Source organism: Pseudomonas sp. Leaf15 (assembly GCF_001421425.1).
GTDB classification, from domain to species: Bacteria; Pseudomonadota; Gammaproteobacteria; order Pseudomonadales; family Pseudomonadaceae; genus Aquipseudomonas; species Aquipseudomonas salomonii.
The window spans coordinates 376809-394352 of sequence record NZ_LMKI01000023.1 but is presented as its reverse complement, the minus strand read 5'-3'; the positions used below and the strand labels follow the sequence as shown (position 1 = coordinate 394352).

The 17544-nt window shown below is 61.1% G+C and carries 16 protein-coding genes, 1 tRNA gene and 1 pseudogene; 7 read left to right on the top strand and 11 right to left on the bottom strand.

Annotated features, from left to right (window positions below; genetic code table 11):
* Positions 1-43: 43 nt before the first annotated feature.
* Complete coding sequence (locus ASE80_RS31140) at positions 44-181, bottom strand: hypothetical protein (RefSeq protein WP_162843025.1); 138 nt, start codon at positions 179-181, stop codon at positions 44-46.
* Between the two features lie 172 nt (positions 182-353).
* Between ASE80_RS31140 and ASE80_RS18060 the strand changes: the two genes are divergently transcribed.
* Entirely contained in the window at positions 354-548 is a 195-nt protein-coding gene (locus tag ASE80_RS18060) for a hypothetical protein (RefSeq protein ID WP_056860133.1), read from the top strand.
* 27 nt (positions 549-575) lie between these two features.
* Here ASE80_RS18060 and ASE80_RS18055 read toward each other — a convergent pair whose 3' ends face one another.
* Positions 576-953, bottom strand: coding sequence for a hypothetical protein (locus ASE80_RS18055; RefSeq protein ID WP_056860132.1), 378 nt, complete (start codon positions 951-953; stop codon positions 576-578).
* Positions 954-1192: 239 nt separating this feature from the next.
* Between ASE80_RS18055 and pvdQ the strand changes: the two genes are divergently transcribed.
* On the top strand, positions 1193-3472 hold the full coding sequence (pvdQ, locus tag ASE80_RS18050; protein ID WP_056860131.1) for a bifunctional acylase PvdQ: 2280 nt from the start codon (positions 1193-1195) through the stop codon (positions 3470-3472).
* Between the two features lie 212 nt (positions 3473-3684).
* Positions 3685-3758 (top strand) — tRNA-Cys (locus ASE80_RS18045).
* A gap of 303 nt (positions 3759-4061) precedes the next feature.
* On the opposite strand, the gene ASE80_RS18040 is transcribed toward ASE80_RS18045, so the two are convergent.
* Positions 4062-4703: a hypothetical protein gene (locus tag ASE80_RS18040; protein WP_056860130.1), complete on the bottom strand. Its 642-nt coding sequence runs from the start codon at positions 4701-4703 to the stop codon at positions 4062-4064.
* Between the two features lie 117 nt (positions 4704-4820).
* Between ASE80_RS18040 and arr the strand changes: the two are divergent.
* Positions 4821-5237 (top strand): annotated as a pseudogene (gene arr / locus ASE80_RS18035) (NAD(+)--rifampin ADP-ribosyltransferase).
* Between the two features lie 177 nt (positions 5238-5414).
* Here the strand turns inward: arr and ASE80_RS18030 are convergent.
* Genes ASE80_RS18030 through ASE80_RS18005 form a run of 6 tightly spaced genes read right to left on the bottom strand, consistent with a single transcriptional unit; the run spans position 5415 to position 10578 of the window.
* The gene (locus ASE80_RS18030) at positions 5415-5648 is read right to left on the bottom strand and encodes a hypothetical protein (protein WP_056860129.1); all 234 of its coding nucleotides are present in this window, start codon (positions 5646-5648) and stop codon (positions 5415-5417) included.
* Between the two features lie 24 nt (positions 5649-5672).
* Complete coding sequence (locus ASE80_RS18025) at positions 5673-5924, bottom strand: hypothetical protein (protein WP_056860128.1); 252 nt, start codon at positions 5922-5924, stop codon at positions 5673-5675.
* Positions 5925-6458: a GNAT family N-acetyltransferase gene (locus ASE80_RS18020; protein WP_056860127.1), complete on the bottom strand. Its 534-nt coding sequence runs from the start codon at positions 6456-6458 to the stop codon at positions 5925-5927.
* A 31-nt stretch (positions 6459-6489) separates the two neighbouring features.
* Positions 6490-7911, bottom strand: coding sequence for an efflux transporter outer membrane subunit (locus tag ASE80_RS18015; protein WP_056860126.1), 1422 nt, complete (start codon positions 7909-7911; stop codon positions 6490-6492).
* On the bottom strand, positions 7908-9476 hold the full coding sequence (locus ASE80_RS18010; RefSeq protein WP_082463642.1) for a DHA2 family efflux MFS transporter permease subunit: 1569 nt from the start codon (positions 9474-9476) through the stop codon (positions 7908-7910). The genes ASE80_RS18015 and ASE80_RS18010 overlap by 4 nt, the downstream gene beginning before the upstream one ends.
* Positions 9469-10578 carry an HlyD family secretion protein gene (locus ASE80_RS18005; protein WP_056860125.1) on the bottom strand — a complete coding sequence of 370 codons (1110 nt, stop codon included), beginning with the start codon at positions 10576-10578 and terminating at the stop codon, positions 9469-9471. Before ASE80_RS18005 ends, ASE80_RS18010 begins: the two co-directional genes overlap by 8 nt.
* Positions 10579-10690: 112 nt before the next feature.
* Between ASE80_RS18005 and ASE80_RS18000 the strand changes: the two genes are divergently transcribed.
* The 3 genes from ASE80_RS18000 (at position 10691) to ASE80_RS17990 (ending at position 13940) form a co-directional block, all read left to right on the top strand.
* Positions 10691-11401, top strand: coding sequence for a CerR family C-terminal domain-containing protein (locus ASE80_RS18000; RefSeq protein WP_056860124.1), 711 nt, complete (start codon positions 10691-10693; stop codon positions 11399-11401).
* A 491-nt stretch (positions 11402-11892) separates the two neighbouring features.
* Positions 11893-12498 (top strand): LysE family translocator, encoded by a 606-nt coding sequence (locus ASE80_RS17995; protein WP_056860123.1) that lies wholly within the window; start codon positions 11893-11895, stop codon positions 12496-12498.
* A gap of 458 nt (positions 12499-12956) precedes the next feature.
* Positions 12957-13940 (top strand): GlxA family transcriptional regulator, encoded by a 984-nt coding sequence (locus tag ASE80_RS17990; RefSeq protein WP_056860122.1) that lies wholly within the window; start codon positions 12957-12959, stop codon positions 13938-13940.
* A 745-nt stretch (positions 13941-14685) separates the two neighbouring features.
* Here the strand turns inward: ASE80_RS17990 and ASE80_RS17985 are convergent.
* On the bottom strand, positions 14686-15942 hold the full coding sequence (locus ASE80_RS17985) for an NAD(P)/FAD-dependent oxidoreductase (RefSeq protein WP_056860121.1): 1257 nt from the start codon (positions 15940-15942) through the stop codon (positions 14686-14688).
* Positions 15943-15945: 3 nt separating this feature from the next.
* A complete protein-coding gene (locus tag ASE80_RS17980) occupies positions 15946-17517 on the bottom strand; it encodes an aldehyde dehydrogenase (NADP(+)) (RefSeq protein ID WP_056860120.1) in 1572 nt (523 codons plus the stop codon).
* Positions 17518-17544: the final 27 nt, after the last annotated feature.

The window sequence follows — 17544 nt, the reverse complement described above, 5'->3', positions numbered from 1 at the left end:
GAACATCTCGCTTTCCGTCCTGGAAAGCGAGAGGCGTCCGGTATCAGCGACGTTCGTAGCCAGGGCCGCCATCGTAGCGATGGTCGTGCCAGCCACCGCCGCCACCGCGTGGGAAAAAGAAGCAGCCGCTCATGGTCAGCATGATCAGCAATGGAATCAGCAGCGTGATTCGACGGAGCATTTTCAAATCCTCTAAAGTACCGACAGGTTCAATCAGGCGCGGAACAAGCCAAAATTTCTCAGCGCCTGTAACATATGACCCTGCCGAACCGGTGCCATCCCCGTAACCGGGTATGTGCTTGGCATGCTCGGCGGTACAAAGTGGATACATTCTTAAGCTTCAGGAACCCGTCATGACCCAAAAGCAACGTTTGAAATATTCGATTCTGATCGCCCTGACAGTACTGGCGTCGATGTTTGGCCTGTCTTATCTGCAAAACACCGGCGTGATCAGCGAAAAAACGTTCCAGTACCTGGCGATTGCGATTGCCGTCGTGGTGGTGGTGATCAACGGCATCATGCGTCGTAAGGTCAAACCTAACTTCTGATGCCTGCTAAAGCGCCAGGCCGAAGCGTCAGGCGCGACCGTCGAGCACTTTGGCAGCCTCGGCATGGAGGCTGTAGCTCTTATCGGCATTGAGGGTGATCACGCCCTCGCTGCACAGGCGCTTGAGCACCTCACGCACGCTGAGAAACGACAGCGGGATGCCCAGCTCCAGCAAATGGCTGTGCACGCCGCGCACGCCCAGTGTGCGCTGGTTGTCGGCGGCGGTGAGCAGGGCGTCGATGACCTTCAGCCGGATCAGGCTGGTGCGCAAACCGAAGCACTTGAGCAAATGGCGGATACGCTGGTTGCCGTGCTCCGGCGCCTTGCCGAACGCTTGTGCGCCGCCGCCGTAATTGGCGTCGGCAGCCGGTGAATGTCCATCCGTGGGCGGTTGCGGGTTGTACATGCAAAAAACTCCTTATCAGAGCCTGATCAGGAAAATGATGGCGCTCTTATTTGAATAAGACGAACGAGCGAGCGAAATCATGAAGTCCCGGATGTAGAAATTTTGTCGGTATCCGCTTTGTCACACGTCAACTGCCGTTTAATAAACACTCGCAGCGGCTAAATTATTCCCGGTTGCCTGCGTTCTTACGGTGGGGTCGTTGCCCCTTGTAAGGGTGTTCATTTGACTGTGGAGCTTGCGTGATTATTTCCAACCGGTTGTCCAAGGCGTGCGTGGCAGGGCTGTTGCTGGGGCTGAGCCTGAACGCTTCAGCTCGTGAGCAGGTGACACAGGCTGGTGCAGATATTCGTCGCACCAGCTTCGGCGTGCCGCATATCCGCGCCAATGATGAGCGCGGTTTGGGCTACGGCATTGGTTACGCGTACGCGCAAGACAACCTGTGCCTGCTGGCCAATGAAGTGGTCACGGTGAACGGCGAGCGTGCGCGGTTTTTCGGCCCGGACCAGGCGACCCTCGAAGAGCGCAACAACCTCGCCAGTGATGTGTTTTTCAACTGGCTGAACACGCCCCAGGCGGTAGCCGCATTCTGGAAGGCGCAAACCCCGCAGATGCAGCAGCGCATCGAAGGCTATGTCGCCGGCTACAACCGCTATCTGAAAGAGCAGGGCGCACCGACCCAGTGCCCCGCCACGTGGGTGCGCCCGCTGGTAGTGGAAGACCTGGTCAAGCTGACGCGCAGGCTGCTGGTGGAAGGCGGTGTCGGCCAATTCGCCGAAGCCCTGGTCGGCGCCACGCCGCCTCAAGCCACTGCCGCTGTGCCGTCGAGCATGAAGGCCTTTGAACTGGCAGCAGCCAATCAGCAACGCTTCAGCCTCGACCGTGGCAGCAACGCCGTGGCCGTGGGCCGTGATCGTTCATTTAATGGCCGTGGCATGCTGCTGGCCAACCCGCATTTTCCGTGGGGCGGTGGCATGCGTTTTTATGAGATGCACCTGACCATCCCGGGCCAACTGGACGTGATGGGCGCAGCCCTGCCGGGTTTGCCGGTGATCAATATCGGCTTCAACCAGCACGTGGCCTGGACCCACACGGTGGACACGTCCAAGCATTTCACGCTGTATAGGCTGACCCTTGATCCGAAGGATTCCACGCGTTATCTGCTGGACGGAAAATCCATCGCTATGGAGCATCGTGCGGTGAAGGTCCAAGTCAAACAACCTGATGGCAGCCTCAAAGAGGTCACTCATACGGTCTACAGTTCGCAATTCGGCCCCGTGGTGCAATGGCCCGGCAAACTCGACTGGGACAGCCACTACGCCTTCAGCCTGCGCGACGCCAACCTGGGTAACGACCGCGTGCTGCAACAGTGGTACGCGATGAACCGCGCCACCAGCCTTAAAGAGCTGCAAACCTCGGTGCACACCCTGCAAGGCATTCCGTGGGTCAACACTGTGGCCGCCGACGACCAGGGCCAGAGCCTGTACATGAACCTGTCGGTGGTGCCCAACGTCAGCGCCGCCAAACTGGCGCAATGCAGCGACCCACGCGCCGGCCTGCAAATGATCATGCTCGACGGCGCCCACAGCGCCTGTGCCTGGGAGGTTGACCCGCGTGCGGCGCAGCCCGGCATCTTCGCTGCCGACAAACTGCCGCAACTGCAACGCACCGACTACGTGCAACACTCCAACGACTCGGCGTGGCTGGCCAACCCCAAGTCGCCACTCACCGGCTTCTCCCCGGTGATCAGCCAGGACCACATCGGCCTCGGCCCCCGCGCACGTTTTGCCGTGCAACGCCTGCAATCCCTGGAGAAACAACCGATCAGCGTGGCCGACCTGCAAAACATGGTGATGGACAACGAGGTGTACCTCGCCGGCCAGGTCATGCCCGACCTGCTGGAGTTCTGCGCCAAACACCTGGGCGCTGATGCCGCCGCACTGCAACCGCTGTGCACCAGCCTGAAAGCCTGGGACCAGCACGCCAACCTCGACAGCGGCATCGGCCTGGTGCACTTCATCAACCTGGTCGAACACCTGCAACAAATCCCCGACGCCTGGCGCGTGCCTTTCGACCCGGCGCAGCCGTTGACCACACCCCGTGGCCTGGCCATCGACCGTATCGAGGTGGCCAACGCCCTGCGCGAAGCCATGCTGGCCTCCAGTGAAGAGGTCGGTAAACTCAAGGCCACCCGCTGGGGCGACATCCAGGTCAGCGGCCAAACCCCAATGCACGGCGGCCCGCAACAATTGGGCATCTACAACGCCATGCAAACCGTGCCCCGCGCCGACGGCAAACGCGAAGTCGTCAGCGGCACCAGCTACCTGCAAATCGTCACCTTCGACGACCAAGGCCCCGAGGCGCTGGGCGTGTTGGCATTCTCCGAATCCAGCAACCCCGCGTCCAAACACGCCAAGGACCAGACCCAAGCTTTCTCCGAGAAAAAACTGCGCGCGCTGCCCTTCACCGAAGCCCAGATCAAGGCCGACCCGCACTATCAGCAGCAACGCATCCAGGAGTAGGGCAGGCCCGCAACCCCTTGATGGCTATACGAAATATTTTTGAAATCAAGGGGTTGCAGGTAAAAGCAAATACGTACATAATGGCGCCCATCGAACGCAACGAAGCATTTAAAACTTCAATGTATTCAATGAGTTAGAGTAGAGGCAGGGTTTTATAGCCCACTCAAGTTTTTATGCGGTGAATGTCAGTATTAAGGGCATTGATCGTTTGAGGCCGAGTAGCAAAATGGTTATGCAGCGGATTGCAAATCCGCCTACGCCGGTTCGATTCCGACCTCGGCCTCCACTCTTGAAAACCCCGTAGATTAACGTCTACGGGGTTTTTTATTGCCTGCAATTTGAGAGCCGTTCCGCAACCCCGCGCATGGCTCGCGCATTTGCAGTCAAGCGAATGCGCGAGCCATGCGCGGCGGCTGCGGGGAGGCGGAGATATTCTTCTTTTGCCTGGCCAAAGGCGACCCGCAATTAAAACGCCAAAAGTACAGCCCCGATCCAACTCAAAAAATCGAAATCGACCAGCGCTGATGCTCTGCTGCCGAGAGAAGGGGCGGACCTATGTTCAGTGACATGAATCCATCCCTTTCTTTTGTTAAGCCGCCACCGCCGTAGCAACCGGAGCGTACAGTGCTTGGCGTTCCTGAAGGCTCAGCAACTGCCAATTTTTCCCGACGCGTTTATACAGATCGGCGTTGTGTGGGATCTTCACCGTATTGAGCAGCCGCTGTTGGTAGCAGCCATACAGGTGTTTCAGAAAACCAGGTGGCATCACGATGTCTGTACTTGGCACATGGAACGAAATTGCCATGGGCCATTCTTTTTGACGAACGGACCCCAGCAGAGCAGGGCTGACGTCTTCAGGTTTGCCAATGGATACCCAGGTGGCGGGGTGTTTGCCATCCATCCAATAGGCGAACCATTCTGGCAGGCGCCCGCGCTTTGCCGGGTAGGGCATCAATACGCCAGCCTGCATTTTCTTGATCAGGTTTTCCCGAGTCAGTCGGTGGGTGATGCGAACGGTGGGAAGACGCTTTATTGCCTCCAGAAACGCTTTGTTATCAGCGAGTGCGCCAACGTGCGCAGCCACGTGCATGATCATCACGATGAGCGCCAGAACCCCAAGGAAAAGCCAGAATTTAATCGACGGGTCAACACGGACGTAAAGGGGGAAGGCATAAACGACAGCGGCCAACGGAATGAACGCGCCAGTGCAATATAGAAATTTCTTGTTCACGCGGGGGCCTCAAAAGAAAAGCGGTGATGCTACAGTGCCATCACTGTTTTGGCTTCTCCATTTCATCCTTTTTTTGTGCTACTACCCCAATTCCCTTCCTCCAAGGAGCACCCAGCCATGTCCACCACTGCCGGCGTATTCACCCGCCAGTTCTTCCACGGCACCCGGGCTGACCTGGAGCCAGACGACACCATCCGCGTCGGCTACCCATCCAACTTCACAACGGATAAACCGCTGTCCTAGGTCTATTTCGCGGGCACGTTGGACGCTGCAATCTGGGGCGCGGAACTGGCGCTGGGCGAGGGGGCAGAGCGTATTTATGTGCTAGAGCCCACCGGGCCGATCGTGGATGACCCCAACGTGACGGATAAGAAAATTGCCGGCAACCCCACGCTGTCGTATCGCTCGTTGGAGCCGCTGCGGGTGGTGGCTGAGGTGACGAAGTGGCAGGGTCATGCGCCTGAGCGGTTGCAGCAGATGAAGGACAACCTTGCCCGTTTGAAGGCGGAAGGTCGCGACGTCATTATCGACTGATTGAGTTGCGGGATAAGCCTACTCAGGCGACGTGGTAAGTCAGTTAGAGTGAGATGGGGCTGCTTCGCAGCCCAACGCAGGGCAAGCCTGCTCGCCACAGTTACGGTGTTCGCTTTTAATTGATGGGTGATGGTCATAAAAACGTGGAGCATTTCGGCTGTGGTTTACACCTTTTTGTCAGGCTTTTTTCGCGAGCGCCACAGCAGCGGTAATGGCCGCCCGCGCCTGGGGGCTATTTTTCCAGCAGGTCGACCCGACTACTGCCGATGCCTGCGCGAGAATGTCGCCCACGTCTGACTTTCCAAGCACTTCCAATGAGTCAATGCCCAACTGCTCCAGCCGTGTAATCACGGTGGGGCCTACGCCCTTGAGAGCGAGCAAGGCGGTTCTTTCTTCCAATGAAAACGGCATGTGTAAATTCCTTTTTATTGCTCACTAGGCCTCAGCGCGGACAATCCGTTGCGCCTTCACTTCTTCGGCGTACACGCCAAGCTTTGCTTGTTGCGCAGCCAGCAATGCGCACATTTTCATTAGCGCCACCGCTTCATCGGGTGTTCGGCCGTTCGCGGCCATCGCCGTCAGCTCCACCACCGACCAGCCGATAACTGCCCGCGCATCGTCAAGGTCGTAAAACAGTTCCTGTTGCGCGGTTCTGGGCCCGTCGAGGCCCTCTATCAGTTCGGCCATTTAGCGCTGCACCTGTTGTTTCAATTCTAGCCCCATGACGACCATCCCGATGTCGGCAAGGTCCGTGCTGAAGGGGATTTCGCCCATGCGCCGAAACCCGAATGCCTCGTAAAAACCCTGTGCACTGACGTTGGTTTTGAGCACGTCCAGCCACAGTAAATGCTCACCACGTTGCGCCACTTCATCGCGAACACACTGCAACAGTTGTTTGCCGTAACCCCTGCCGGCGGCGGATTTAAGCAGGTAGATTTTCTGCAGCTCCGCGCCCATTTCAGCGGTTAACGGTGCCGGCACTGCCCAATTCACTTTGGCAAACCCGACGGCGTTGCCTTGTTCATCGAAAGCAATAAACCACGCATGCCTGCCTGGCAACTCGAGTGACTGGCGCAGTGCACTGGATGAAAAATCCTGCTCAAGAAAACCGTGCATACCGGCAGGCGACCATAACGTGGAAAAATGCTCGCGATAGGTCTGGCAACCGACCTCGCGCAGCGTATCGATATCGGCCGTTGTCGCTTTACGAAGGGTGATCATGTTGTTCCCTGGTTTATGTGCGTAGAACCCTTTACAGCGTCCAGCCTAACCCAAGCGCCTTGTGCAGCGAGGCAAAATCCTTCAGCAGTTCAGCGTCGCCGGATATCCGGCTCTCTTGCGCCTGGTAGCGCGTGCGCTCGGCATCCAGCCAATCGAGGGTGCTGGCCGTGCCCGCGCGATAACGCTGGCGTGTCAGGTCGGCGGCGCGTACTGCCGAAGATTCCACGTTACGCAGCAGCACCACATTCTGGCGCTGATGCCCATAGCGTGCCAAGGCCACATCCGCATCGCGCAATGCACTCAATACCACGCTCTTGTACTGCGCCAAGGCTTCATCGCGTCCGGCCTCGGCGCCTTTGACGCTGGCGGCGACGCGGCCGAAGTCGAGGGCGTTCCAGGTGATGCGCGGCAGGATCAGCCAGGTGCCGCTGTCTTTGCGCGCAAGGTGGCCGGGGTCGCTGGCTGAGAACGACAGGTCGCCGGTGAGGCTGAGTTTGGGGAACCAGTCGGCGGTTTTTTCGCCGATCTGTGCGTTGCTCGACGCCAGTTTGCGTTCGGCCATGCGGATATCCGGGCGCGCCTTCAGCACCGCTGCCGGGTCGGCCAGCGGTACGGCGCTGGGTAAGGCGGGCAGGGCGCGGGCAGTGGCGAGTTGGCCATCCAGTTCGCCGGGCTCCAGGCCGCAGAGCAGGCCGAGTTGGTCGAGGGATTCGACGATGGCGGCTTGCAGTGGCAGGCGCTGGGCCTGGGTGTTTTCGGCTTGGGTGATGACTTGTTCGAGTTGCAGCTGCGAGGCCACGCCGCGCTCTCGGCGCTGCTGGGTGAGGTCCAGGGCCTGGTTTTCGATGTCTACGCTGGAGTCCACCAGCGTCAGGCGTGCTTGCTGGTCGCGCAGGTCGGTGTAGGCCTGGACGATTTCGGCGGCCAGTTGCACTTGGGCATCGGCCAGTTGCGCCTGGGACGCGTCGGCTTCGGCTTGCGCGGCTTCGACGGCGCGGCGGGTGCCACCGAACAGGTCGGCTTCCCAGCTGGCATCGAAGCCGGCGAGGTAGAGGTTCAGCGGACCGCGGCCGCCGCCACTGTTGCCACCCAACGCGGAGGTGTCGGGCGAGCGCAGTTTGAGCATCGCCGCATCACCGCTGACCTTGGGCATCGCATTGGCCTGCGCACCGCTGAGGCTGGCACGCGATTGCTGCAAACGGGCCTGGGCGGTGGCGATGTCCGGGCTGTTGTGCAGGGCTTTGTCCACCAGATCGTTGAGCTGCGCGTCGCCCAGCGTGCGCCACCACTGCGCGACAGCGGGTGCGCCAGGGGAGGTGTTATCGGCATGGGGCAAACGCCCGGCCGCCAGGGTTTTTGGCGCGACGTTGGGCGCACCCTGGTAGTCGGGGCCGACCGTGCAGGCGGACAGCAGCGCAACGCTGAGCAGAAGAGGAAGCTTGCGAGGGATCATCGGGTTACCGTGCGCTTTTTCAGAATAAAGATCAGGGGCAGGCACGCCAGCATCGCCAGTCCCAGTAGATAAAACGAGTCGTTGTAGGCCATCACTGAAGCTTGCCGCGCAATATCGTTGGCCAGTTGCGCAAAGGCTTGCAGCTGTGAGGTCGACGCATCACCGGTTTGTGCCAGGTAGCTGGCGGTGCTGCTGGCCATGTGGTCCTGGGCCAATTGGCTGTTGGCCTGGATGCCTTCGCGCAACATGTCGTCGTGAAAGTGGCTGCGCCGGTCCATCAACACGCCGAGAAGGGCCAGGCCGATGGTGCCGCCCAGGTTGCGCGACATGTTGTACAGCCCGGCGGCGTCGCCGGCTTCGTGGGTTTGCACCGAGCGCATGGATAATTGGCTCAGAGGCATCATCACCAGGATCTGCCCGAAGCCGCGCAGCAGTTGCGACCAGATAAAGTCGTGGCCGACGCTGTCGGTGGTGAGCGTGGTGTCGACGTAGCAGCTGGCCCAGTACAGCAACAGCCCGGCGCCGACCATCCAGCGCAGGTCGTAGCGGCCCAGCATTCTCGGCAGAATCGGCATCAACACAAACGCCGGAATCCCCGACAACAGCATGATCGCGCCGGATTGCTGCGCGTTGTAGCCCGACAAAATGCCCAGGAACTGCGGCACCAGGTACGCCGTGCCATAGATGCCGGCACCGACCGCTGTGCCGATCAACAACACGCTGCCAAAGCTTTTGTTGAGCACCAGTTGCAGGCGCAGGATCGGTGTTGTTGAGCGCAGTTGCCCCACCGCAATCAGGAAGAACCCGGTGACAGTGGCGATGCTCAGCCAGATGATCAGCAGCGAATCAAACCAGTGTTCGCGCTGGCCTTCTTCGAGCACCACGGTCAGCGAACTCAGGCCCATGGCCAGGCCGAGAATGCCCAGCCAGTCAGCGCTGATAAAGCGTTGCAGGTTCATGCGCTCGGTCGGCAGGCCGGTGATCAGCAAGGTGATCAGCGCGATGCTGATGGGCAGGTTGAGAAAGAAACACCAGCGCCAGTTGATGTTTTCCGTGAGCCAGCCGCCGATCACCGGGCCCAGCAACGGGCCGAGAATCACGGTCATGCCGAACATCGTGGTGCCGATCGCCAACTGGTGCGGCGGCAGGCGCGTGCGCACGATGGTCTGCGCGGTGGGGATCATCGCGCCGCCGGCAAAGCCCTGGCCGATGCGCCCGGCGATCATCGCACCGAGGCTGGACGACAAGCCGCAGAACATCGAAAACGCGGTGAACATCAACGCCGTGCCGATCAGAAAACGGCGCAGGCCGAATACCCGCGTCAGCCATGCGGCGAGCGGGATCATGACGATTTCCGACATCAGGTAGCCGGTGGCGATCCACGTGCCTTCGGTGCCGGTCGCGCCGATCTGGCCCTGGATTTGCGGCAGCGCCGAGTTGGTGATCGACACGTCCAGCGTCGCCAGCAACGCGCCCAATGCCCCGGCTGCGACGGCGATCCAGTCGGTCAACGAGGCGTTACGCGGTTTTTCGGCGACGGCCTCGGCCATCAGCGCCTCAGCCATGATTGGCATCCGCAGCGTGGGTGCGCGTGTCGACGTCGACGGTGGCCGACAGGCCGGGCATCAACGAGGCGCGAATATCATCGGGTACATCAAGCGCGATCCTCACCGGCACACGCTGGACGATTTTGGTGAAGTTGCCGGTGGCATTCGACGGCGGCAACAAGGCGAACTGCGCGCCAGTGCCGGGCGACAGGCTGTCGATATGGCCCTGCAGGTTACGGCCGGGCAGTGCATCCACGTGTACCGTTACGGCCTGGCCGGGGCGCATCTCGCCGATCTGGGTTTCCTTGTAATTGGCGGTCAGGTAGATCGCGCTGATCGGCACCACCGTCAGTAAGCGCGTGCCGGGCTGCACGTACTGGCCGACGCGCACACCACGGTCGGCGACCCGACCATCGAGCGGGCTGCGGATCACCGCATCATCCACATCCAACTGGCTCTGGGCTTCGCTGGCCTTGGCCACGCCGAGTTGCGCCTGGGCTTGTTTGAGTTGGGCTTGCAGGGTGCCGTAGCGGGTTTCGCTGGAGCGCAGCGCAGCCTGTTTGGCGGCCACGGTGCTGCGCGCCTGCGCCAGCTGGTTGTTGAGTTGCGCCAGGCGTTCTTCTGGCTCGGCGCCGGAGCGGGCCAGCGGCGCATAGCGAGCCACTTCGGTTTGCGCGTGTTGTGCGTCGGCCTGTGCTCCTTGCAGTTGGGCGCGGGCTTCGGCGATGGTCGAGTCCTGCTGCACCAGGTCGGCCTGGGCTTTGGCGTAGTCGGCATTGCGCGCGGCAATCGTCGCCGAGGCTTCGTCGCTCACCGCCTGGTATTTGCGCGCATCCAGGCGCACCAGCACGTCGCCGCGCTTGACGTTCTGGTTGTCGCTGACCAGCACCTCGGCCACATAGCCGTTGATCTTGGGCGCCACGCTGATGCTGTCGGCCTGCAGGTAGGCGTCGTCGGTGGTCTCGACAAAGCGCCCGTTCAGCCACCACCACGCGGCCCAGCCAAGGCCGCCCAGCAGCGCGAGGCTGGCGATACCCAGCAGAATACTGCGCGCCTTGCTGCGCTGGCCATTCACGGTGTCTTCAGGAATGACCTGAGGGGAGGGTGTTGCAGCGGACATCGGGTCATTCCTGTTTGTGAGAGCTGGTTTTATATCGGTTGGAATAAATTCTATTTTTCGCGAATTTTTGTCAACTGGTATATTTTGGTCCGGTATTCGAAAGGAGCTGCACATGGCACGACATAAACCCGCCGCCGAAGGTGGTTACCAGCGCGGTGAAGAAACCCGCGCACGTATTGTCGAGGCGGCGGTCGAGGTGTTTGGCGAGCGTGGCTATGACCGCGCGTCCACCCGCGACATCGCCACGGCGGCCGGGGTCAATGCGCCGGCGATCCAGTACTACTTTGATGGCAAGGAAGGTGTGTACCTGGAGTGTGTCGAGCATTTGATCACGCTGCTGTGGCGCAAGATGTCGCCGTGTGTGGAAGCCGCCGAAGCGGCGTTGGCCGATGCCAAGGCGAGCGATAAAACCTTGATCGATGTCTCGCTGGGCATTCTTGGTACTGTGGTTTCGACCATCCAGGACAGCCCCCAAACCACGATCTGGCGCGCATTCATGGATCGTCATCAGGCCGGCCTGTGCCCGCAAAGGGCAACCACTGCCTTCGAAGACCGCTTTAAGGCACGCATTGGCCGCGTCATTCGTCAACTGATCGCGCGCGTGGCCGGCTTTGCCCTGGAGGACGAGCGCACGGTGATTCATTCCATGGCGCTGTTCACCCAGGGCTTGGCGTTTCGCGTGCAGAAGCCCAAGTTGCTGGAAGCGCTGAAGTGGACCGAGGTGAATCAGAAAGAGATGGAGGCGGTGCGCGATGTGGTGCTGATGCAGGCCCGATTTACCCTGGAAGGGCTGGCGAGGCAGCGGGATATGCGCCCGGCTTGAACCCGTGTTTAACCCAGAACTTTTAACCTGAACAAGGAAGTACTATGTCGGTTTACGCCATTACTGCTGATTATGTGCCGCATATGTTTGCGTATCTGCGTAAGGGCTAGAGCCAGCATTGGTGCTTTTCTGTGGGAGCTGGCTTGTCGAATCGTCGTACCGCTGCGATGCAGACTCCTCGGTACCTCAGGCACACCGAGTTGATGCTATCGCAGGCAAGCCAGCTCCCACCTTTGACCGAGTATGGCTCTGCTGTTGCTCCGGCTCTAACATCCTTCATCAACGGTTCCCGGCGGGCTCAGCGGGAACCTTGGTAGGCCTGTAAGCCGTTGTGAAGTGTTCAGCACAGATTCAAGCAAGGTGCGCAACTTCTACCGATCAGCTCGATAACGCCAAAGTGTACGCCTCGATCCGCCCCTAGCTGTACGGGGCGACAAGGGCTGTAACCCACTACTGTCGCAGGCATACCACTACCGTTTGGATGCCGCGCCATGTTCATGTCCACCAGCCTGTTGTCCGCTTTTGTACTGTTTGCCTTCGTGTCCTCGATCACGCCCGGCCCGAACAACACCATGTTGCTCGCCTCGGGGGTGAACTTTGGCTTTCGCCGTTCGATGCCCCACGCGCTGGGAATCAGCATCGGCTTCATGCTGTTGGTGATTTCGGTAGGTCTGGGCCTGGGCGAAGTGTTCAAGGTGTTTCCGTGGGCCTACACGGTATTGCGCTATGTGGGCGCGACCTATTTGCTTTACCTGGCGTGGAAGATCGCCACGGCTGGCGGCATGTCCGAGAACCCTGACGAGCGTGGCAAACCCATGACCTTTTTGGGCGCGGCCGCGTTTCAATGGGTCAATCCCAAGGCGTGGATCATGGCGCTGGGGGCGATCACCACCTACACCCCGGCCGAAGGCTACGTGACCAATGTGTTGGTGATCGCACTGGTATTTGCCGTGGTCAACCTGCCCAGTGTGTGCGTGTGGGTGGGCTGTGGCAGTGGCTTGCGCAACGTGCTGCGCGAGCCGCGTTGGTTGCGGGTATTCAATGGGTCGATGGCGGCGTTGTTGGTGCTGTCGTTGTACCCGATGCTTTTTGCGTGAAGCAGTGCCTCACACCGGCGAGATGGTTGCCAGCAAGCCGATGCCGATGGTCAGCACCAGAAAACCGAACAGGAAAAGTGCCATCTTGGTCATAAGGCCTCCGAGGGGAAGGGAGTCGACAGGAGTGTCGGGATGGCGCCCATTGTCCGCTTCACTGGCGTTTCGATACAGACGCAGATAGCAAAGAAAAAACCGTATCAGATGGGTCCGCAGCGGCCAGGCTACGGGCCTGGGAGGCGGGCGCTTTTGTAAAGATCAGGCTTGAAGGCCGTGTTGACTATCACCAGGCAAGCATCCTTCATCGTGGCGGCGGCCAGTAAAGTGGCGCGCAGCATAGCAATTATTCTTTGCGGGAATGCGGCACGACAGCCGGCGCATTTGCCCCTAAGATAGCGCCCACTGCATCAATAATAAGAGTGGGCCAAGCCTCGATGGAAAGACGCCAGTTCAGCGGTGGCATGAAAGGCAAGAACCTGCGCTACCTCAATGAAAACTTCCAACAGCCGTCGCCGGTCACCCGCGTCGGTTTTTTGCTGCTCGAACACTTCTCCCTGCCGGCGTTCACCCAGACCCTCGACACGCTGATCACTGCCAACCTGCTACGTCCCGATCTGTTTGCCACGCGCACGTTCGGCTGTGACGAGGGCGAAGTCATCAGCGACCTCGGCCTGGTGATCCGCCCGGATGCGCGGCTGGAGGCGTCAGCATTGCCAGACCTGGATTTGCTGGTGATCTGTGGTGGTTTTCGCACCGAGCTCAAAGCCGGCGATGAGTTCACCCAGCTGTTGCGCAGCGCCGCCGAACAAGGCGTGAGCCTCGCCGGCCTGTGGAACGGCGCCTGGTTCCTTGGCCGCGCCGGGCTGTTGCAGGGCTATCGCTGTGCGATCCACCCGGAGCATCGGCCGGCGCTGTCGGAAGTGTCCAAGGCCGCCCAGGTCACCAGCGAACCCTACGTGATCGACCGCGATCGCCTTACGGCCTCCAGCCCATCGGGCGCGTTCCACATGGCCCTGGACTGGATCAAAAGCCTGCATGGCAAAGCCCTGGTCGAAGGTATCGAGGACATCCTGGCGTTCGAAGAATCGCGCTACCGGCGTATCAAACCCACGGAAAACATCAGCGTCAGCGCGCCACTGCGTGAAGTGGTGAAGCTGATGGACGCCAACCTTGAAGAACCCCTGGAGCTGGACCAATTGGCGGTCTACGCCGGCCGTTCGCGGCGCCAGCTCGAACGCCTGTTCAAGGAGCAACTGGGCACCACGCCGCAACGCTATTACATGGAACTGCGCGTCACCGAGGCGCGGCGCCTGTTGCAGCACACCGAGCTGTCACAGGTGGATGTACTGGTGGCGTGCGGGTTTGTGTCGCCGAGCCATTTCAGTAAGTGCTACAGCGCGTATTTCGGCTATCGGCCGTCCAAAGAGAAGCGCTTGGTCAAGTAGCGTTGAGGGCGAGCACTGTGACTGTCACTGCCACTGTGATTGTCACTGTGGCGAGCAGGCTTGCCCTGCGTTGGGTGGCGAAGCCGCCCCTCATTCAGACGACTCGGCGAGTCAGGTGTAACGGTATGGGGCTGCTGCGCAGCCCAGTGTAACGGTATGGGGCTGCTGCGCAGTGTCACTGTGGCGAGCAGGCTTGCCCTGCGTTGGGTGGCGAAGCCGCCCCTCATTCAGACGACTCGGCGAGTCAGGTGTAACGGTATGGGGCTGCTGCGCAGCCCAGCGCAGGGCAAGCCTGCTCGCCACAAGAACATCCAAGACCTAAAAGCGTGCCAATCGGTAAGGTGCCAGAAAGCAGCCGTTCCAAGATCTTTAAAAAACCCGAGTTGTCTTCGTTTAAGGGCGAACACTGTCACTGTGGCGAGCAGGCTTGCCCTGCGTTGGGTGGCGAAGCCGCCCCTCATTCAGACGACTCGGCGAGTCAGGTGTAACGGTATGGGGCTGCTGCCAAGCCCGGTGTAACGGTATGGGGCTGCTGCNAAGCCCTGGTGGTACGTAATGGCAGCTCCTGGAAAAACGCAGCCTGGAACGCGGCTGGTGATGCCGAGCCCCTAGAGCAGGCTTGCCCTGCGTTGGGTGGCGAAGCCGCCCCTCATTCAGACGACTCGGCGAGTCAGGTGTAACGGTATGGGGCTGCTGCGCAGCCCAGCGCAGGGCAAGCCTGCTCGCCACAAGAACTCCAAAGACCTTAAAAGCGCGCCAATCGGTAAGGTGCCAGGTCCGGCAACGGCATGCGCTTATCAAGCGTGGCCAGTTGCACAACCATCTCCGCCGTCACCGCCGCCTGCGTCAACCCCAAGTGCTGGTGCCCAAATGCAAGCAATACCTTGCCATCCGCCACCCGATCAATGATCGGCAGCGAGTCCGGCAACGACGGGCGAAAGCCCATCCAGGGGGTTGCGTCCCGGGTACTCAAGTCCTGGCGAAACAAGCCCTTGCTCAAACGATGCAGTTGCCAGGCGCGTTGCATATTGGCGGGGCGCTCCAGGCCTGCGAATTCGACCGTGCCGGCCAGGCGCAAGCCATCGCGCATGGGCGTCATGATGAATTTGCGCTCGAACGAGGTCACGGCAAAGGGCAGGCGCTGGTGCTCGTGGGGCAGCATCAGGTGATAGCCGCGCTCGGTGTCCAGCGGGACCGATGTGCCGGTGAGTGCAGCGGTGAGTTTGGCCGAATGGGCGCCGCAGGCGATCAGCACCTGGCGGGCGGTCAGGCTGCCTTGATCGGTCAGCAGCGATACGCCGTCCGACTCCAGGCGCCCATCGAGCACGCGTTGCTGCACAAACTGCACACCGCACGCCTTGGCCGCGCTCACCAGTGCGCACACCACGCTGTATGGATCAATAAAATGCCCTGTGCCTGGGAAGAACAGGCCTCCCTGGATTGCATCGCTCAGTTGCGGTGCGGCCTTGCGTATCGCCTCGCCCGACCAGAAATCCACCGGCACATCCTGCTGCTGCATGCGTTGGCGTAACGCATCGATAGCTTCCCCAGACGCGGCACGCTCAAATACCAGCAATGAACCCTCGGCGTGCAACAACTGCGGCTGCTCAATGGACAGCAGCAGGCGTTGCCACGCGCCCAGGCTGGCCTCATTCAGTGCGCGAATACCCGCCACCGTGCGCCGGTAGCTCGCCGGGCGCAGGTTGAGCAACAGCCGCGCAAACCAGGGCAGGGCGCGTGGCAAGTACTTCCAGTCCAGGCGCAGCGGGCCCATGGGGTCCATCAGCATGGCGGGCAGGCGCTTGAGAATCGACACGTCGGCAATCGGGAACACTTGCTCGGTGGCCAAATGCCCGGCGTTGCCATAGGAGGCGCCCATGCCCGGCGCCTGTGGGTCGATGACCACCACGCGCTGGCCTTGCCGGGCCAATTGCAGGGCGCAGGCGACGCCAATGATGCCGGCGCCGATCACGGCGATATCGGCGCGGTTGCTGTCGCTCATGGTTCAGGCCTCTCTCTGGCCGTCGAGCAAGCGCCGCAACCGCAGCGGGTTGGCGTGTTGCAGCGCAGCGGGCAGCAAGCTGTCCGGGAAGTCCTGGTAACACACCGGGCGCAGAAAACGCAGGATCGCTGCGGTGCCGACCGAGGTGCTGCGTGAGTCGCTGGTGGCCGGGAACGGGCCACCGTGGACCATGGCGTCGCACACTTCCACACCGGTCGGCCAGCCGTTGACCAGCAGGCGCCCGGCCTTGCGTTCCAATACCGGCAGCAGGGCTTGGGCGCGTGCCAGGTCGGCGTCGTCCAGGTGCAGTGTGGCGGTCAATTGACCTTCCAACTGCTCGGAAACCTGACGCACTTGCTCGTCGTCGGCACACACCACCACCAGGGAGGCCGCGCCGAAGACTTCCGCTTGCAGATGCTTATTACCCAAAAACGCGCTGGCCTGGGCCACAAACAGCTGTGCCTGGCCTTGATTCGGGCCTTGCGCCGCCATGCCTTTGGCGGCGATTTGTGCGTGTTCGGTCAAGCTGCCGACGCCCGCTTCATAGGCCTGGAAAATACCCGGTGTCAGCATGGTCTGGGCGGCGCACGCCGGGAGCAACTCACTCGCCGTGGCGACAAAGCGCTCGAGTGCCGGGCCTGCGACCGCAATCACCAAGCCAGGGTTGGTGCAAAACTGCCCGGCGCCTTGGGTCAACGAGGCGACAAAACCCTGGGCCAATGCTTCAGCACGCGCGTTCAGCGCCGCAGCAAACAGATACACCGGGTTGATCGAACTCATTTCCGCATACACCGGAATCGGCTCCGGCCGCGCTTGCGCCGCCTGGGTCAGGGCGAGACCGCCGCTGCGTGAGCCGGTAAACCCCACTGCCTTGATACGCGGGTCGCTGACCAAGGCAATGCCGACTTCGCGCCCTGAGCCATACAACAGCGAAAACACCCCGTCGGGCAAACCACAGTCTTTAACCGCCTTGGCCAGCGCACGGCCCACCAGTTCACTGGTGCCGGGATGTGCGCCATGGGCCTTGACGATCACCGGGCAACCGGCGGCGAGTGCCGAGGCGGTGTCGCCGCCCGCCACTGAGAACGCCAACGGGAAATTGCTCGCACCAAACACCGCCACCGGCCCCAGCGCAATATGCCGTTGGCGCAGGTCTGCACGTGGCAATGGCTGACGCGCCGGTTGCGCGGTATCCACACGCACGTCCAGCCATTCACCGGCGCGCACAGTGCGGGCGAATGTGCGCAATTGCCCGCAGGTGCGGCCGCGTTCGCCCTGGATACGCGCGCGCGGCAGGCCGGTTTCGGCCACGGCGCGTTCGATCAGGTCGTCGCCAAGGGCTTCAATGTTGTCGGCGATGGTTTCAAGAAAGGCCGCGCGCGCTGCCAGCGAAGTGTCGCGATAGGTGTCAAACGCGGCCCAGGCCAAGGCACAGGCTTGGTCGACATGCTCGCCATCGCCGCCTGGGTAGGCAGGCGCCAAGGGCAGGTCAGTGGCGGGATTAATCGCCTGGATCGCTTGGCGATGGCCGAGGATTGCGTGCTGACCGATCAGCATCTTGCCCGTCAGAGTCATGGGGAGTCCTTGAAAAATAAGGGTTGG